We start from the raw sequence: 16679 nt of genomic DNA on the forward strand, positions 1-16679 counted from the left end.
CGCATACGCTCAACCGCTCAATAGAACCGACGGAATTGATCGTTTCGATCGCTATGAGTGCCCGCTGTCCGGCCCGCTTTGTCGCGGACGCCGCCCTTCGTCTTGCCCTGCGCGAGGCGAACCGACCGCCGACCCGACCGCGGTGGGAGCCGGCCCGCAGAGGTCGGAGGCGGGCGAGGCGACTCCCGGCGCCGCCGCTGCCCGGGTCTCCTACAGCGCCACGATCGTCGCTTCGGTCGCCTTGACGCTGGTCCACACCGAAACCCCGTCGGCGAGGCCGAGTTCGGCCGCGGCCTGGGGGGTGATCTCGGCGACGAGATCCGGTGCCTGCGGTGAGGTGATGAGGACGCGCAGGCGGCTGCCGCTGGTGGTGATCTCCCGGACGGTGCCCGCCCAGATGTTGCGCGGACTGCCGCCCGGCTCGGTGCGGTGCACGGAGACGGCTTCGGGGGCGATGACCGCCAGTGCCGCCGTACCCGCCGGCAGCGGTTCCGCGATGACGAGGAGGCCGCCGTCGTGGAGCTGGAGTCCGTCGGCGGTCGCGGTGCCGGGCCAGGCGTTGCGCCCGAGCATCCGGGCGACCCAGGGGGAGTGGGGGTGCCGGGTGACCTCGCCGGGCGGGGCGTCCTGGAGGACGTGGCCCTCCTCCAGGACGAGGACGCGGTCGGCGAGGGAGACGGCCTCCACCGGGTCGTGTGTGACGATCAGGCAGACGCCGCCGAAGCCGTCGAGGTGGGTGCGCAGGGTGTGCCGCACATGTGCCCGGGTGGTCTGGTCGAGCGCGGCCAGCGGCTCATCGAGCAGCAGCAGCCGGGGCCGGGTGGCGAGCGCCCTGGCCAGGGCGATGCGCTGGGCCTGTCCGCCGGAGACCTGGGAGGGCTTGCGGGCGGCCAGATGCCCCACGCCGAGGCGGTCGAGCCATTGCTGGGCTCCACGGCGTGCCTCGGCGCGCGGCACGCCCTGGGCGCGCAGCCCGTAGGCGGTGTTCGCGAGTGCGCTGAGGTGGGGGAACAGTGCGCCGTCCTGGGGCACCCAGGCGACGCCGCGGCGGTGCGTGGGCAGGGCGCTGACGTCCAGCTCTCCCAGCCGCAGCGCGGCATGGGCGCGCGGGGTGAGCCCGAGTAGGGCACGCAGGAGGGTTGTCTTGCCCGCACCGTTGGGGCCGACGACAGCGATGGTGGTCCCGGCGTCGGCGTCGAGAGTGAGCTGGTTGAAGCCGGTGACCTCGGCGTGCAGCGGCCAGCTCTCCCGGTTGGCGCCGGGGTCGGCATCGCCCGGCAGCGCCGTTCGGATGTCCTTGGAGGGGTTGGAGGCCGGCTCATCGGCCGGGGCGCGCGGACCGGCCGCCGCGGCACTCGGGGTGCCGGTCCATCGTCCGCGCAGTCCGAGAAGGACGAGCATGGCGATAGCGAGCAGGAGCAGGGAGACCGAGGTGGCGGCCTCGGGGTTGTCCTGGAGGAGCAGGTAGACCTGGAGGGGCAGGGTCTGGGTGGTACCGGGGAGGTTTCCGGCGAAGGTGATGGTCGCGCCGAACTCGCCGAGCGCCCGCGCCCAGGTGAGTGCGGCTCCGGCGGCGAGACCGGGGGCGACCATCGGCAGGGTGACGGTGAAGAAGACCCGGATCGGCGAGGCCCCGAGGGAGGACGCCGTCTCCTCGTAACGGGGGCGCAGTCCGCCGAGTGCTCCTTCGAGGCTGATGACCAGGAACGGCATCGCGACGAAGGTCGCCGCCAGGACGGCGCCGGAGGTGTGGAAGGGCAGCGTGATGCCGAACGTGTCCTCCAGCCACGGCCCGAGCAGACCGCGGCGGCCGAAGGCGAGCAGCAGGGCGACACCGCCCACCGTGGGCGGCAACACCATCGGCAGGAGCACGAGGGAACGGACGAACGTCTTGCCGGGGAAGTCGGTACGGGCCAGCAGCCAGGCCAGCGGAACACCGAGAACGAGCGAGAGCCCGAGCGCCCAGAGGGAGACGAGCAGCGACAGCTTCAGTGCCTCGGTCGTCCCGGGGCTGGTCAGATGGTCTGCGAGCTCGCCCCATGAGGTGCGGGCGAGGATTCCGATCAGTGGCAGCAACAGAAAGCCGATGGCCAGCAGTGCGGGGATCGCCAGGGCGATCGGTGCGCGGGGGCCGGCGGCGCGGCTGCGAAGGCGTCTCATCGTGGTCCCTGAAGCTGGAAGTGCCGTGCGGGCGGCCAGGACCGAGGTCAGGCCGCCCGCACGGGGTGGTCACCGGTTACGGCTGCTGGAAGCCGGCGGCGGCGAGGATCTTCTGGGCCTCCGGGGTGGAGAGCCACTTCACGAACGTGTCCGCGGCTTCGCTGTTCTTGGTCGCCTTCAGGGTCGCAGCCGGGTAGGAGGCCACGGCGTTCTGGGCATCGGGGATGTCGATGGCGTCCACCTTGTCGGCCGCGGCGGCGACATCCGTCTTGTAGACGAGACCGGCGTCGGCCTCACCGAGTTCGACCTTGCTGAGGACGGAGCGGACGTCGAGCTCCTGGGAGACCGGCTTCACGTCGATCTTCTGGGCGTCCAGGATCTGCTTGCTGTAGCGGCCCACCGGGACCTCGGGGGCGGCGAGCACCACCTTCAGCTTGGTGTCCGAGAGATCCTTCAGGCTGTCGATCTTCTCCGGGTTGCCCTTGCCGGTGGCGATCACCAGGCGGTTCTTCGCGATGACGGTCGGCGTTCCGGTGTCGGACTTCAGCCCGTCCATCGTCTTGGTGTCCGCGGTGACCAGGGCGTCGGCGGGCGCCCCCTGCTTGACCTGGGCGGCGAGCTGCTGCGAGCCGGCGAAGGAGAACTTCACCTCGGTGCCGGGGTGCTCCTTCTCGTACGCCGCGCCGGCCGTCTTGAAGACGTCGGTGAGCGAGGCGGCGGCCAGCACCGTCAGGTTCGCCTTCGGCGCCCCGGATGCGGACGCGGTGGCGTCGGCGCCAGAGTCCTTCTTGTCGTTGTCGCTGCCACAGGCGGCCAGCGGGACGAGGAGAGCCGCCGTGAGGATCGCGGCTGCGGTACGGCGTCTGGTGAAGGCGAGGGGCATGAGGGTCGGAACTCCTTGGGAACGCGGTCGGCTGGTGCCGTCCGAGCGGATGGTGGTGAGCCGCGCCGGGGACGGGCGACGCCGCTTGGTGGAGCTGTGGGGCGGTGACTCAGGTGCGGTCGACGTGCACGCCGGTCGATATGACGCGAGTGGTGGTCACCCCGCTGCGACATCAGCCATGGCGTAGGACTGCATGTGCCACACAGTAGGCGTTTTGAGCTTGCATTTACAATGTGTAATGCGAAGGTCCATAGCAGATGCGTTGTCGTTCGGAGGAAGCTCCGAAGCGCTCGCCGCGTGGAAACGCCGAGGTGAGGGCGGTTCGCTGACCCGTTGTCCCCGTTTGCCGGGCGAGGTGGCGAATCTCCCTGGCGTCTGCGGCGGGCGGTCGGCCGGCTGAACCGGAAATGTCTACAGTGAGGAATGCAGACCGGGAAATACCTGGCATTTCACCCTGAATTCGAGGCGCTTCTCCATGAGCCTGAGTATTCGCAATCAGCTCCCCGGCACCGTCACCGCCGTCACCGCGGGCGAAGCGATGGCCACCGTCAAGGTCCGCCTGGTGGGCGGCCAGGAGATGACGGCCGCGATCACCCTCGAAGCCGCGAAGGAACTCGGGCTCACCGAGGGGAGCCCGGTCCGCGCGCTGATCAAGTCCACCGAGGTGTCCCTGGCGACCGGCACCGTCGAGGGCCTGAGCATCCGCAACCGGATCCCCGGCACCATCACCGATGTCGCCACCGGCGGCGCCATGGCGAGCGTCAGGATCTCCGTCGAGGGCGGCGAGCTGACCGCGGCGATCACCAAGGACGCCGTGACCGGTCTGCGACTCGCGTCGGGTACGTCCGTCACCGCACTGATCAAGTCGACGGAGGTCTCCCTCGCCGCGGCCTGAGCCGCGGACCGGGCCGGCGGCCGCGCGGACCCTCTCGCCTAGGCGCACCGGGCCGGCTGTACGGAGACCGGCCACGCCCCGACCCACACGTGCGAGATGGCGCTGATGTAGCGCGCGCCGCACCGGTCGGCGGGCACCACCAGCTGGCTGCCTGCCCCGTCCAGACCCCGGCCGTCCATCCGGGTGGCCAGGAGGACCGGGACATTGCCGAAGTCGGCGTCGACCTCCGCCCACGACAGCACCGTGTGGTGTCCGTCGCCGCCGGTGACCGCCACAAGGTAGCGGGACCGGTCCTTGCGCCTGCGGGCGTCGAACACCGGGTGGGCGTCGAGAACCACCTCGCGCAGCAGGGGCCCCTCGAAGCTGTGGTGCTGCGGGCCGTTGGTGGCGCAGTCGAAGACCACCTCGGCCCGGTGCTGCTCCCATCTGCTCCGCAGGTCCGCCACGGTCAGCGTGGCCGGACGCTCGACATCCCCGAGCAGGGCGAAGGGTGTGAGCAGCGGGGGAGGCGTGCGGGGTTGCGCGCTGAGTCGGCTCATGGGGATCCCCAAATCGGACGGCCCGCAGGGCGGCTGTCAGAAGGTATGCCCAGCGGTCGCCCCGCGAAATCGCGAGTACGAGGCAATGTCCGCCAAAAGCCTGGCGTTTGTGAACCGATACCACCGATACCGAGTGTTTCTGCCGCATCCCTGGGTCACTGACCGCCCGGTCGGGCGGACTGGGCGCGGGCCTGTTCGTTCAGCGCCAGCCAGACCCGGTCCCTGGTGAGGGGCAGTTGGGTGAACCGGATTCCGGTGGCGTCCCGCAGGGCGTTCGCGAACGCCGGCGCGACCGGGTTGAAGGGGCTCTCGCTCATCGACTTCGCCCCCAACGGGCCGATCGTGTCGACGGTTTCCATGAAGTGGACCTCCGTGCGGGGGATGTCCGCGTACTGCGGCAGCCGGTACTGGCGGAACGCGGCGGTGGTGACCTCGCCCCGGCCGTTCAGCCGGACGTTCTCGAAGAGCGTGGCCCCCAGGGCCTGGGCGATGCCGCCCTCGACCTGGCCCCGGCACTGCATCGGGTTCATGACCTTGCCCGCGTCCGCCGCGTGCACGCTGCGCAGAATCCTGATCTCGCCGGTCCCCGGGTCGACGGCGAGCCTGAACCACTGTGCGTTGAAGGCGACGGAACGCGGTGTCCCGCCGAAGTGGCCGTCCGCCGCGAGTTCCCGGCCGGCCGACTGTGCCGCCGCGTGCAGTTCCTTCAGCAGGATCCGCGTGCTCGGGTGCTCGACGGCGTCCTCCGCGAGGTGGCATTCGTCGCGGCGCACCCCGAGGTGCTGGGCCGCGAAGGTGAGGAGGGTCTCGGCGAGGGCCTGGGAGGCGCGGAGCGTCGCTTTGCCGGCCACCACGGTTCCGGTGGAGCCGAAGGCGCCGGTGTCGTGCTTCACGACATCGGTGTCGGACTGGCGCACGGCGATCCGGTCGACGGTGGTGCCCAGTTCGCCGGCCGCGATCTGCCGGTGGACCGTGGTGGTGCCGTTGCCGAACTCCGCTGTCCCCACGGCCAGATCCAGGGTTCCGTCCGGCAGAAGGCTGATCCGGGCGTCGGCGATGTGCCCGCCGGGCGGCCCGGTCGCGATCATGGACAGCGCGGAGCCTTCCCCCACGAGCCACCCCTCAGGCGCCGCGCCCGCCGGCTCGGCCTGCGCGCCGCGGACGATGCCCAGGCACTGGTCGAGGCCATAGCTGGCGATGTGCAGGTCCTCCTCCTCGCCGCCCGGACTGATCATGGCCTCACCCGGGCCGATGATGTTGCGTTCCCGGAACTCCAGGGGGTCCATGGCGAGCAGGCGGGCCAGTTCGTCCATGACCGACTCCATGGCGAAGACGACCTGCCCGAGCCCGTAGCCGCGGAACGCGCCCGCCGGGACGGCATGGGTGTAGACGGCGTACGCGTCCGCCTTCTTGTGCGGGGCACGGTAGACGGCCATCGACTCGCCGACGCTGTGGAACATCACGGCCGGCCCGTGGTTGCCGTACGCCCCGGTGTTGGAGACCACCCGCAGCTGGAGCGCGGTCAGGGTCCCGTCGTGACGCGCCCCGGCCTTGACCCGGACGGTGAACGGGTGCCGGGTGGTGGCCCCGTAGAACTGCTCGGCGCGGGTGTACTCAAGCTTCACCGGACGGTGCAGGCGCATCGCGGCGAGGACGACGATGTCCTCGACGATCATCTCCTGCTTGCCGCCGAAACCGCCTCCCACTCGCCCCGCCAGGACCCGCACCTTCTCCAGGGGCAGGTCGAACAGGGCGCAGAGTGCCCGCCGGGTGAGGAAGGGGGTCTGGGTGCTGGAGCGCACCACGACCCGCTCCGGCCTCTCCTGCGGCCGCTCGAACCAGGCGACCGCGCCGTGTGTCTCCAGGCTCGCGTGCTGGACCCGCTGGGTACGGAACGTCTCCTCGTACACCACGTCGGAGGCGGCGAAGCCCTCCTCGACCGAGCCGATCTCGCCGTGCGACTCGCCCACGACGTTGTCGAGCGGCCGGGCGATCCGGGCCGCTGCGCCGTCCTTGGCGTGCACGACCGGTGCGCCCGGCCGCATCGCCTCCTCCGGGTCGAGGACCGCGGGCAGCACCTCGTACGTCACCTCGACGCGCCGGCAGCCCTCCTCGGCCGCCGCCTCGCTGTCGGCGACGACCGCGGCGACCCGCTGGCCGACGAAGCGCACGGTGTCGTCCAGGACCAGGGTGTCGTCGGGGTCCTCGGTGGGGTGCTCGTGCCGGGCGGTGGAGTAGTGCCGTTCGGGGGCGTCGTGGTGCGTGAGCACCAGGTGCACCCCCGGCACGCGCACCGCGGCGGACGTGTCGACGCCGGTGATCCGGGCGTGCGCGTGCGGGGAGCGCAGCAGCTTCATGTGCAGGAGGCCGGGGACGTCGATGTCGAAGGTGTACCGGGCGGTCCCGGTCACCACCTGGGGGCCGGCCGGGGCGGGCAGGTTGCGGCCGACCGCCGCGCCGGCGCACGGGGCCTCGACATGCTTCACGCCGCGCACGGCGTCCTCGATGGCGCGGTAGCCGGTACAGCGGCACAGGTTTCCCTTGAACGCGCGCGGCAGATCACCGAGTTGCTCGTCGTCGAGGGCAGCCGTGGTCATCAGGTACCCGGCGGTGCAGAAACCGCACTGGAATCCCTGCGCGTCGAGGAACTTCTGCTGTACGGGGTGGAGTTCGCCGTCCGTGGCCAGGCCCTCCACCGTGGTCACCGACCGGCCCTGTGCCCGTACCGCCGGATAGAGGCAGCTGTGCACCGGCTCCCCGTCGACATGGACGGTGCAGGCCCCGCAGTCCCCCGCGTCGCAGCCCTTCTTCACCCCGAACCAGCCGTGTTCGCGCAGATAGGTGCGCAGGCACTGACCCGGCCGCGGTTCGGCGTCGAAGGGCTGCTCGTTGACATGGATCCCGAAACTCATCGTGCACCGTCCGTGGTCAGTTCGCGCCGCACTTCCTCGGCCAGCCGCAACGCCATGTGCCGCCGCCAGGCGGGCAGCCCGTGGATGTCGTCGAACCAGTCGGCGTCGCCGATGGCAGCCTCCAGGGCGCCCCGCAGGCCGGTGCGGTCCGGTGGCAGCGGGAACCAGAGCCGGAAGGGGCGGACGGTGGCCGCGGTGACCGTCACGGCCAGCGAGCCGTCCTGCTCGTCGAGCACCCCGATGACCAGCGCGCCGGACCGGCCCAGACCGTAGAGCGAGGCCTGCCGGAATGCGGTGCGCGAGGCCAGCGCCCTGGCGGGCAGCGTGACGGAGCGCAGCAACTCGCCCTCGCCCAGGTCCTTGCGCCCCGCGCCGAGGACGAAATCGGCCACCCGTACCCGGCGGAGCGAGCCGTCCTGCGCCTGGAGCAGGCACTCCCCGTCGAGGGCCGCGGTGAGCGAGATCATCGGCCCGGCCGGCAGGGCGTTGCAGAGGTTCCCGCCGACGGTGGCCATGTTCCAGATCTTGAACGAGGCGAGGAACGCCCGGCAGCACTGCTCGAACAGCGGCGCCGCCCGGACGCGGCTCCGCCTCCCGTGGCGGGACAGCTGGGCGATGGTGCAGGTCGCGGCGAACTCCACGGAACCGTCGTGGTGGTGCGTGACCGGCTCCCAGCCCATCCTGCTCAGGTCCACCAGCCGCCGCAGCCGGGGCTGGGGCTCGGAGAACAGGTAGGTGCCCCCTCCCAGCCAGGCGTCACCGGGCCTCCAGGGCTCGTGGGAACGGGCGTCACGCACGTCCCGCACGGTGTTGAGATCCATGTCGTTCTCCGCTCCGGCCGCTGCGTCGTCGGCCACCGAGAAGCTCAGTGAAGCAACGCGGCGGCCCCGCGCACGACTGGTGCACCACACGGAAATACACGAGTCCCCGCCCCGCGTCCTGGAGGATCGACCAAGAGGTGTATTGATCACTTCACCTGGCATTTACGATGACAGGACTCGCAATCGCCTCGTGAATGTGAGATGCCGGGCCCGGGCCCGGCAGTCGCGCAAGGAGCCAGACCATGCACGTCGAACACCTCCTCCAGCTCGAATCCCTCGGCCTCACCCTGCTCTGGGGCGAAGAGCCCCTGCCGGCCCGGGAGATCAGCGGGGTCACCGCCACCGACCTGGAGGACCCGACCCGCTTCCTCCAGCAGGGCGAGGTCGTTCTCAGCGGCCTGGTGTGGTGGCATCCGAACGATGAACCCGAGAAGGCTGCACGGTTCGTCAGCGCGCTCCGGACGGCCGGGGCCGTGGCCCTGCTCGCGGGCGAGGAAACGCACGGCGCCGTGCCCGATGTCCTCGTCGACGCCTGCCGGACCCACGGCGTCACCCTCATCGCCGTCCCCGCGAGCACCAGCTTCCGGGCCATCACCGAGGCGGTCTACCTCCGGCATTGGGGCGATCTCAGCCGCCGTCCCACCCATCACTACGCACTGCCCGAGAACGTACGCAACGAGCTCAGCGTCCTGCTGGCGGCCGGTGCGGACCCGGACACGCTGCTCGACCGCGCCTTCGCCCACCTGGGAACCCCGGCCGCGTACCTCCTCAGTGCGACAGGACGCACCCTCGCGCGCACTCCGTCGGCCCCGCCGCTGACCGCGCCACGGGGTGCGGAATGCCTGCGCAGGCCCACCGGAGCCACGCTGCGCATCGAGTCGGACGGATCCCCCTACGACGTCTGGCACCTGCATGTCCCCGACACAGCAGGGGCGCCGCCCCGTGTGCTGCACGAAATAGCCGACGTCCTCGCCCAGCACCGGCACCGCACCGCCCCCGGAGAGAAAGCGGCACGCCGCAAGGGCGACGACCTCGTCTCGCTGATCAGCGCCCCGCACACCGACGGGACATCACTGCGCCTCGCACTCCACGGCTGCGGCCTCTTCGACCGGGGCCCCTACCAGGTCATCACGGCGCGGCCGGCCCATGAGGACGACGCGAGCGCGGCGGCGGACGCCCTGACCGAGGCCCTGCACCACGACCCCGGCCGCCCCTTCGCCGTGGGCAGGCTCGCGGGAGGTACGGCCGTGGCCGTCGTCCAGGGCGAACCGGGAGACAGCGAAGGCCGGTTGCGCGCCCTGTGGCCCGTCCTGGACGGCTGCCGCCCCGGCGCGGCACTCCACGGCGGGGTGGGCGCGGAGGTCGCCGGTCCCGAGGGCCTGCACGGCAGTCTCGTGCAGGCGCGCTACGCCCTGACGGCATCCCGCGCCACGGAACCCGCGGCGGCCCGGCTGACCTCCATGGACGGCCTCACCACCCTGCACTCGCTGCTCGCCGGACTCCCCGAGGAGGTGCGCGAGGTCTTCAGCGCCCGGACCCTGGGCCCGCTGACTGACGAGGACGGAGCCTCGCAGCGCATGATGCTGCACACCCTGGAAGTCTTCCTCGCGCACAACTGCTCCTGGGCGCGCGTCGCGGAAGCCCTTCACCTCCATGTCAACACGGTTCACTACCGTGTCCGGCGCATCGAGCAGCTCACCGGTCGCGACCTGTCGCGCCTCGATCACCGCCTCGATCTTCAGGCCGCTCTGATGTGCCGCTGACCGCGGTCGCCAGGGCTCAGTCCCGGCCGCCCGGCCGGTCGATGTGCACGTTCGTCGACTTCACCCGTGCCGTGGCCATGACCCCGACCTCCAGGCCGAGTTCATCGACGGACTCGCGGCTGATCAGTGACACCAGCCGGTGCGGACCCGACTGGATCTCCACCTGTGCCACGACGTCGTCGGCCGTCACCGAGATGACGATCCCGGCGAACGAGTTCCGTACCGACGTCAGCACCTCCCCGGGAACCGGATGCAGCCCCGCGGCACGCTCCGTGGCGAAGCCGGCGAGGCTGACACCGTCGATCACCCGGTTTCCGGAGCCGCCCCGGTCCATCGCGAGGTGACCGCCGTCGGCCCAGCGGCGAACGGTCTCGGGACTCACGGCCAGCAGCTCCGCGGCCTGGCCAATGCTGTACGAAGGCACCCCCGCACTCTAGGCCAACGCCGGGCGCCTCCCGCGCACCGCCGGCCCGCACACCGCCGGTTCCGGGACGCCGCGCCGACGGTCCGCCCGGGTCCTTCGGGCTCAGGCCCGCCTGTCCTGCGGTGAACCCGGCTCCGGCGCATCCGCCGCGCCCTCGTCCTGCGCCGGCCGGTCCCTGCCGGATGCCCCCGCCCGCAGCCCGTCCATCACAAGGTCCAGCAGCCGGGCGGCGCGCGGCGGCCAGTCGCTGTGCGGGTCGATCTGCCAGAGCCCGGCGATGGCGAGCAGGAAGTCCTCTGCGGTCAGCCCGGAACGGATGGCGCCGGCCTTCTCGTTGGCGTCCAGCAGAAGGGTGACGGCCCGGGTCACCGGGCCATGGCCCAGCCGGGCCAGGCCGCCGTGCCGACTGACCGTCGTGCGCAGCGCCTCGGCCAGACCGGCCTTGGCCATGGCGAACTGCGCGAGCCGGTCCATCCACTCCCGCAGGGCCCGGTCGGGATCACGGGTCAGGAGCAACTGGGCGGCGGTGTCGGCGACCTGCTGCATCTCGTAGCGGTAGACCTCCAGGACGAGCGCCTCGCGGTTGGGGAAGTTGCGGTAGAACGTCCCCTGCCCGACGCAGGCCTTCTTCGCTATCACGCTCACCGGGGCGTCCGCGGTCCGCGTCAGCTCGGCCAGCGCGACTTCCAGGATGCGCTCGCGATTGCGCTGTGCGTCCGGACGCAGCGGGGTGCTCTTCTCCTCCTGCACGGGGACTCCTTCCGGGCCCACGGCCGTGGCCACTCTTGATAAGCGGACAGCTGTCCACTACGTTCGATCACTGGTGGACAGCTGTCCGCTTAGCCCTACCTTAGCGGCAGATCCAGCCAGTACGGCCGACCGGTACCCCCGCTCCCACCTGTGCAGATTCACTCGTATCGCCTCTCTCCCCTCCCGGGCCGTCCGCCGGGACCGTCTCGTTCGACGCGCATCAGTAATGCGAAAGAAGGCTGATCATGGGCCCATCGACGTCCAGTGCCATCACCCTGAACATCAATGGCGAAAAGTACACCCTGCCCGTCGACCACCGCACCACCCTGCTCGACGCCCTGCGCGAGCACCTCGATCTGACCGGCACCAAGAAGGGCTGTGACCAGGGCCAGTGCGGCGCCTGCACGGTACTGCTCGACGGGCGCAGGGCCGTGGCCTGCCTGCAGCTCGCGGTCGCGGCACAGGGGCGCGCGGTCACCACCATCGAAGGAGTGGCCGACGGCGACCGACTGCACCCGGTCCAGCAGGCCTTCCTCGACCTCGACGGCTATCAGTGCGGCTACTGCACCCCGGGGCAGATCTGTTCGGCCCTCGCGGTGATCGAGGAACACGCGGCGGGCTGGCCGAGCGCCGTGACCGACGATGTACGGCCGGAGGCGGGGGCGCCCGCGCTCACCGCCGAAGAGATCCGCGAGCGGATGAGCGGCAACCTGTGCCGCTGCGGCGCCTACGTGTCGATCGTGCAGGCGGTCGCGCGGGCGGCCGAGGCCTCCGCGGCCGAGGCCGCCACGTTCCAGGACAAGGAGCCGGTGGCATGAGGGAATTCGGCTACGAGCGCGTCTTCGACGTCTCCGGGGCGGTCGCACTGCTCGGCACGGACCCGGAGGCCAGGTTCCTCGGCGGCGGCACCAACCTCGTCGACCTGATGAAGGCAGGCGTGGAGCGGCCCGCACTTCTCGTCGACGTGCGGGAACTTCCACTGGACACCGTCGAGTTCGCACCGGACAGCGGCCTGCGCCTCGGCGCGACCGTCACCAACAGCGATCTCGCCGCCCACGCCGAGGTACGGCGTCACTACCCGGCACTGGCGCAGGCGCTCCTGGCCGGTGCCTCCGGACAGCTGCGCAACATGGCCACGGTCGGCGGGAATCTGCTCCAGCGGACCCGCTGCGGCTACTTCAGCGACCTCGCCAAGCCGTGCAACAAGCGTGTCCCCGGCAGCGGTTGCCCGGCCATCGCGGGCGAGCACCACAACCACGCGATCCTCGGCGCCTCCGAGCACTGCGTGGCGACCCACCCCTCGGACATGGCGGTCGCGCTCGCGGCCTTCGACGCCGTCGTCTCGTACGAGACGGCCGACGGGCCCGGCGAGCTGCCGGTCGCCGAGTTCTATCTGCCGGTGGGCGACACCCCGCACATCGAGACCGCCCTGCCGCCCGGCGCCCTCGTCACCGGCATCACTCTGCCGCCGGCCGCGGTCGCCGCGCACTCCCGCTACCGGAAGGTGCGCGAGCGCGCCTCGTACGCCTTCGCGGTCGGTTCGATCGCCGCCGCGCTCGACGTCCAGGACGGCGTCGTACGCGACGTGCGCCTCGCGTTCGGGGCGGTCGCGTCCCGGCCGTGGCGGGCCCGTGCGGCCGAGCGGGCACTGACCGGCGGACCGGCGAGTGCCGAGGCGTACGCCGCCGCGGCGGACGCCGAACTGGCGGCCGCCCGGACGCTCCCGGAGAACGGATACAAGGTGACGTTGATGCGCAACCTGGTCGTGGCCGTGCTCACCGAACTCGCCGAGGAGGCCGCCCGATGACCACGACGACCGACAGCGCGGCATTCACCGGGGCCGTCGGCTCCGGCCGCACCCGGGTGGAGGGCCGCGACAAGGTCACCGGAGCGGCCCGCTACGCCGGCGAGATCCCCTTCGCGGAACTCGCCCATGGCTGGCTGGTGCTCTCGACCGTGGCCCGCGGCCGGGTCCGCCCGGTGGAGGACGCAGCCGTCCTGGCCATGCCCGGAGTCCTCGCCGTGCTGCACCACGGGAACGCTCCGCGCGTCGACACCGGCTACGTCGGCATGCTGGGACGGCCCAACCCGGTCGTCGGGCTCTTCCAGCACGACCGGGTGCCCTTCGTGGGCTGGCCGGTGGCGCTCGTCGTGGCCGAGACGTCCGAACAGGCCCGGGAGGCGGCCGAGACGCTGGTCGTCCGCTACGACCAGGAGCCGCACGACGTGGCGTTCGTCGCCGGGCACCCCGGCGCGTACACGCCGCACAACACCACGATGGCCGACGCCGAGACGTCGAAGGGCGACATGGAGGCCGAGCTCCAGGCAGCCGCCTTCGTCGTGGACGAGGAGTACGCCACCCCGGAGGAGCACCACAGCTCGATGGAGCCGCACGCGGCGACGGCTCGCTGGGACGGCGGCCGCCTCGACATCGTCGACTCCAACCAGGGCAGCAGCTGGGTGGCCGCTGAGCTCGCACAGCTCTTCTCTCTCGACCCGTCCTCCGTACGGGTGCGCTCCGAGCATGTCGGCGGGGCCTTCGGATCAAAGGGACTGAGCCCTCATCAGGTGGCCGCCGTCATGGCGACGACCGTCCTCCACCGGCCCGTACGCGTCGTACTGACCCGGCGCCAGATGTTCTCGCTCGTCGGGTTCCGCAGCCCCACGGCACAGCTGATCAGGCTCGCCGCCGACGCGGACGGCCGGCTGCGCGCGTTCGACCACCGGTCGCAGAGCCTGACGTCGACCGTGTACGAGTTCGTCGAGACGAGCGCCGAGCTGGGGCGCGTCCTGTACGACGCCGACGCTCATCACACCCTGCACACACTGGTACGGCTCGACGTGCCGACCCCGACCTGGATGCGCGCACCGGGTGAGGCGCCGGGATCCTTCGCCGTCGAATCGGCGCTCGACGAGCTGGCCGAGAAGTGCGGCGTGGACCCGATCGCGCTGCGCACACGCAATGAACCCGCGGTGGGGCCCGTGTCGGGGCTGCCGTTCAGCAGCCGCAATGTGCTCGCCTGTTTCGAGGAGGGTGCCCGCCGGTTCGGCTGGGCGGACCGGGACCCGCGTCCCGGCCTGCGCCGGGAGGGGCGCTGGCTGATCGGGACCGGAACGGCCGCGGCCACCTACCCCTCGGGGGTCGGCCCGTCCACCGCGGCCGTGACCGCTGAGCCGGACGGAAGCTTCACCGTACGGATCAACGCGGCGGACATCGGGACCGGCGCCAGGACCGCGATGAACCTGGTCGCCGCGGACGCGCTCGAGGTGGACCCGGACCGCATCCTGATGCGTATCGGGGACAGCGATCTGGGCCCGGCGATGATCGCCGGCGGCTCGACGGGCACCCGCTCCTGGGCCTGGGCGGTAAAGCTGGCGGCGGGCGAGCTGCGGGATCGGCTGGCGCTGGGCGGAGGCATTCCGCCGGAGGGAATCACCGCCAGGTCGAACACCGCCGAGGCCATCGGCGCCCTCGCGAAGATGGAACGGCACTCCTTCGGAGCGCAGTTCGCCGAGGCCGCGGTGGATGTCACCACCGGCGAGGTGCGGGTACGCAGGCTGCTCGGCATCTACGCCGCAGGCACCATCGTCAACCCGCTCACCGCCCGGAGCCAGTTCATCGGCGGAATGACCTGGGGGCTGTCCATGGCCCTGCACGAGGAGGCGATCAGGGACCGGGCCTCCGGCGGCCATGTCGGCGCCGACCTCGCCGGCTATCACTTCGCAGCCCACGCCGACGTGCCGGTCATCGAGGCGGACTGGGTGGAGGACCATGTGCCCGGCGACCCCGTCGGGATCAAGGGCATCGGTGAGATCGGCGTCGTCGGCGTCGCCGCCGCGATCGCCAACGCGGTGTGGCACGCCACCGGCGTACGCCACCGGGAGCTGCCGATCCGTCCCGACCGTGTCCTGCGTGCGGCGGAGGAAGCCCGGCGGGCGGCGGCGGGGGAAGCTCCGAGTGCTTGACATAGCGGACGCCCTGCGCCGCTGGTTCGAGGAGGGCCGGGACTTCGCGGTCGCCACCGTCGTGGCCGTCGGCGGCAGCGCACCGCGCGGTCCCGGCGCCGCCCTGGCCGTCGACAGCGACGGCACCGTCATCGGCTCCGTCTCCGGCGGCTGCGTGGAAGGGGCGGTGTACGAGCTGTGCGTCCAGGCGCTCCTGGACGGACGGACAGCGCGCGAGCGGTTCGGCTACAGCGACGAGGACGCCTTCGCGGTGGGGCTCACCTGCGGCGGCGTCATCGAGGTCCTGGTGACACCGGTGCGCTCGGCAGCGCCGGTGTTCCGGGCGGCGGTGTCGGCCGCGGACCGGGGGGCGTCCGCGGCGCTCGCCCGGGTGGCCCGGGGACCGGGCGAACTGCTCGGCAGGGCGCTGCTCGTGCGCGCCGACGGCTCGTACGAGGGCGGCCTCGGCGGACATCCGGAGCTCGAACGGGCGGCGGTGGCGCAGGCCCGCGCGATGCTGGACACCGGCCGCACCGGCACGGTCGAGATCGCCGAGGACGGCTCGCACTGTCCCGGCGGCGTCACGCTGTTCGTGGAGTCGAGTGTGCCGCCGCCCCGGATGATCGTCTTCGGCGCCGTGGACTTCGCCACGGCGCTGGTGCGGGCGGGCAAGTTCCTCGGCTACCACGTGACCGTGTGCGACGCCCGGCCGGTCTTCGCCACCCGCGCCCGTTTCCCCGAGGCCGACGACCTCGTGGTCGACTGGCCGCACCGATATCTGCGCGACACCGCGACCGACGGACGAACCGTGCTGTGCGTGCTCACCCACGACGCGAAGTTCGACGTTCCGCTGCTGGAGACGGCCCTGCGGCTGCCGGCCGCGTACGTCGGCGCGATGGGCTCGCGCCGCACCCATGAGGACCGCGACCGGCGGCTGCGCGAAGTCGGGCTCACCGAAGACGAGTTGGCCCGTCTGCGCTCCCCGATCGGCCTCGACCTCGGCGCCCGCACGCCGCAGGAGACCGCGCTGTCCATCGCCGCGGAGATCGTCGCCGCGCGCCGGGGCGGATCGGGGGCGCCGCTGACCGGCTCGGGTACGCCCATCCACCACGACGACGGGCGGCAGGAGGGCGGGTCCCGCTCCTCGGCGGCGGCGTGACCTGGACCGGCCACGCCGCCCGCCGTCCGTTCCTGGATACGGCGCACGATGGCCGAGTCCGAGGCGATCGCCTCGACACAGCCCCGGTTGCCGCAGTGGCAGAGCGGCCCCCGCGGGACGGCGTCCTCGACGAAGTACCCGGTCCCCGGCAACGGGCGCACGGCCCTGGTCACCGCGGGCCGAGGACAACCCGGTCCTGGGGGGCGGTCTCCACCCGGGAGAGCGGCCCTTGGGACAGGGCTGTGGTGAACACCGGAGAGGCAGCCGGCGTGGGCGCCGGGAACGTCTCGACGAGGTTGGCCGATGACCTGGCCGGAAACGTGAGCCAAGTTAATTTCCTCTGTCAAGAAAAAAAGTCAGCCCGACCGGGCTTCGCGCCGGCGGCCCGGAACCGCCAGGAACGGGTGCGCGGGGCGGGGGTGACATGT

The 16679-nt window shown here is 71.9% G+C and carries 13 protein-coding genes and 1 pseudogene; 6 read left to right on the forward strand and 8 right to left on the reverse strand.

Features of this window, described 5'->3' with window-relative positions; all coding sequences use genetic code 11:
- Positions 1-210: 210 nt before the first annotated feature.
- Both OG322_RS37495 and modA read right to left on the reverse strand, forming a co-directional pair.
- Positions 211-2160: an ABC transporter permease gene (locus OG322_RS37495; protein ID WP_329307549.1), complete on the reverse strand. Its 1950-nt coding sequence runs from the start codon at positions 2158-2160 to the stop codon at positions 211-213.
- A 76-nt stretch (positions 2161-2236) separates the two neighbouring features.
- Entirely contained in the window at positions 2237-3043 is an 807-nt protein-coding gene (modA, locus tag OG322_RS37500; protein WP_329307550.1) for a molybdate ABC transporter substrate-binding protein, read from the reverse strand.
- A gap of 475 nt (positions 3044-3518) precedes the next feature.
- On the opposite strand from modA, the gene OG322_RS37505 reads away from it, so the two are divergent.
- Positions 3519-3938 carry a TOBE domain-containing protein gene (locus tag OG322_RS37505; protein WP_123465180.1) on the forward strand — a complete coding sequence of 140 codons (420 nt, stop codon included), beginning with the start codon at positions 3519-3521 and terminating at the stop codon, positions 3936-3938.
- A 38-nt stretch (positions 3939-3976) separates the two neighbouring features.
- On the opposite strand, the gene OG322_RS37510 is transcribed toward OG322_RS37505, so the two are convergent.
- The 3 genes from OG322_RS37510 to OG322_RS37520 form a co-directional block, all read right to left on the reverse strand.
- A complete protein-coding gene (locus OG322_RS37510; protein WP_123465182.1) occupies positions 3977-4477 on the reverse strand; it encodes a molybdopterin-dependent oxidoreductase in 501 nt (166 codons plus the stop codon).
- A 155-nt stretch (positions 4478-4632) separates the two neighbouring features.
- Positions 4633-7389, reverse strand: coding sequence for a molybdopterin-dependent oxidoreductase (locus OG322_RS37515; protein ID WP_329307551.1), 2757 nt, complete (start codon positions 7387-7389; stop codon positions 4633-4635).
- Positions 7386-8210, reverse strand: coding sequence for an FAD binding domain-containing protein (locus OG322_RS37520; RefSeq protein ID WP_123466419.1), 825 nt, complete (start codon positions 8208-8210; stop codon positions 7386-7388). Before OG322_RS37520 ends, OG322_RS37515 begins: the two co-directional genes overlap by 4 nt.
- 242 nt (positions 8211-8452) lie before the next feature.
- On the opposite strand from OG322_RS37520, the gene OG322_RS37525 reads away from it, so the two are divergent.
- Positions 8453-9973 carry a PucR family transcriptional regulator gene (locus OG322_RS37525; RefSeq protein ID WP_124285864.1) on the forward strand — a complete coding sequence of 507 codons (1521 nt, stop codon included), beginning with the start codon at positions 8453-8455 and terminating at the stop codon, positions 9971-9973.
- 16 nt (positions 9974-9989) lie between these two features.
- Here OG322_RS37525 and OG322_RS37530 read toward each other — a convergent pair whose 3' ends face one another.
- The gene (locus tag OG322_RS37530) at positions 9990-10397 is read right to left on the reverse strand and encodes a TOBE domain-containing protein (RefSeq protein WP_123465188.1); all 408 of its coding nucleotides are present in this window, start codon (positions 10395-10397) and stop codon (positions 9990-9992) included.
- Between the two features lie 102 nt (positions 10398-10499).
- Positions 10500-11147, reverse strand: coding sequence for a TetR/AcrR family transcriptional regulator (locus tag OG322_RS37535; protein WP_123465190.1), 648 nt, complete (start codon positions 11145-11147; stop codon positions 10500-10502).
- Between the two features lie 245 nt (positions 11148-11392).
- On the opposite strand from OG322_RS37535, the gene OG322_RS37540 reads away from it, so the two are divergent.
- The 4 genes from OG322_RS37540 to OG322_RS37555 are packed head-to-tail and all read left to right on the forward strand — an operon-like array spanning position 11393 to position 16251.
- Complete coding sequence (locus OG322_RS37540; RefSeq protein ID WP_123465192.1) at positions 11393-11965, forward strand: 2Fe-2S iron-sulfur cluster-binding protein; 573 nt, start codon at positions 11393-11395, stop codon at positions 11963-11965.
- Positions 11962-12954 carry an FAD binding domain-containing protein gene (locus OG322_RS37545; RefSeq protein ID WP_329307552.1) on the forward strand — a complete coding sequence of 331 codons (993 nt, stop codon included), beginning with the start codon at positions 11962-11964 and terminating at the stop codon, positions 12952-12954. The genes OG322_RS37540 and OG322_RS37545 overlap by 4 nt, the downstream gene beginning before the upstream one ends.
- On the forward strand, positions 12951-15113 hold the full coding sequence (locus OG322_RS37550; protein ID WP_123465196.1) for a xanthine dehydrogenase family protein molybdopterin-binding subunit: 2163 nt from the start codon (positions 12951-12953) through the stop codon (positions 15111-15113). Before OG322_RS37545 ends, OG322_RS37550 begins: the two co-directional genes overlap by 4 nt.
- Positions 15106-16251, forward strand: a complete 1146-nt coding sequence (locus OG322_RS37555) for an XdhC family protein (protein ID WP_123465198.1) — start codon at positions 15106-15108, stop codon at positions 16249-16251. The genes OG322_RS37550 and OG322_RS37555 overlap by 8 nt, the downstream gene beginning before the upstream one ends.
- A 68-nt stretch (positions 16252-16319) precedes the next feature.
- On the opposite strand, the pseudogene OG322_RS37560 reads toward OG322_RS37555, so the two are convergent.
- Positions 16320-16424 (reverse strand): annotated as a pseudogene (locus OG322_RS37560) (hypothetical protein); the annotation flags it as partial.
- Positions 16425-16679 lie beyond the last annotated feature (255 nt).

The organism is Streptomyces sp. NBC_01260 (assembly GCF_036226405.1).
In the GTDB taxonomy this organism is placed as follows: Bacteria; Actinomycetota; Actinomycetes; order Streptomycetales; family Streptomycetaceae; genus Streptomyces; species Streptomyces laculatispora.

Bases quoted from the DNA above. Each gene is read 5' to 3' on its own strand.
- OG322_RS37495 (WP_329307549.1), bottom strand. From the start codon at position 2,160: ATGAGACGCCTTCGCAGCCGCGCCGCCGGCCCCCGCGCACCGATCGCC.
- modA (WP_329307550.1), bottom strand. From the start codon at position 3,043: ATGCCCCTCGCCTTCACCAGACGCCGTACCGCAGCCGCGATCCTCACG.
- OG322_RS37505 (WP_123465180.1), top strand. From the start codon at position 3,519: ATGAGCCTGAGTATTCGCAATCAGCTCCCCGGCACCGTCACCGCCGTC.
- OG322_RS37510 (WP_123465182.1), bottom strand. From the start codon at position 4,477: ATGAGCCGACTCAGCGCGCAACCCCGCACGCCTCCCCCGCTGCTCACA.
- OG322_RS37515 (WP_329307551.1), bottom strand. From the start codon at position 7,389: ATGAGTTTCGGGATCCATGTCAACGAGCAGCCCTTCGACGCCGAACCG.
- OG322_RS37520 (WP_123466419.1), bottom strand. From the start codon at position 8,210: ATGGATCTCAACACCGTGCGGGACGTGCGTGACGCCCGTTCCCACGAG.
- OG322_RS37525 (WP_124285864.1), top strand. From the start codon at position 8,453: ATGCACGTCGAACACCTCCTCCAGCTCGAATCCCTCGGCCTCACCCTG.
- OG322_RS37540 (WP_123465192.1), top strand. From the start codon at position 11,393: ATGGGCCCATCGACGTCCAGTGCCATCACCCTGAACATCAATGGCGAA.
- OG322_RS37545 (WP_329307552.1), top strand. From the start codon at position 11,962: ATGAGGGAATTCGGCTACGAGCGCGTCTTCGACGTCTCCGGGGCGGTC.
- OG322_RS37550 (WP_123465196.1), top strand. From the start codon at position 12,951: ATGACCACGACGACCGACAGCGCGGCATTCACCGGGGCCGTCGGCTCC.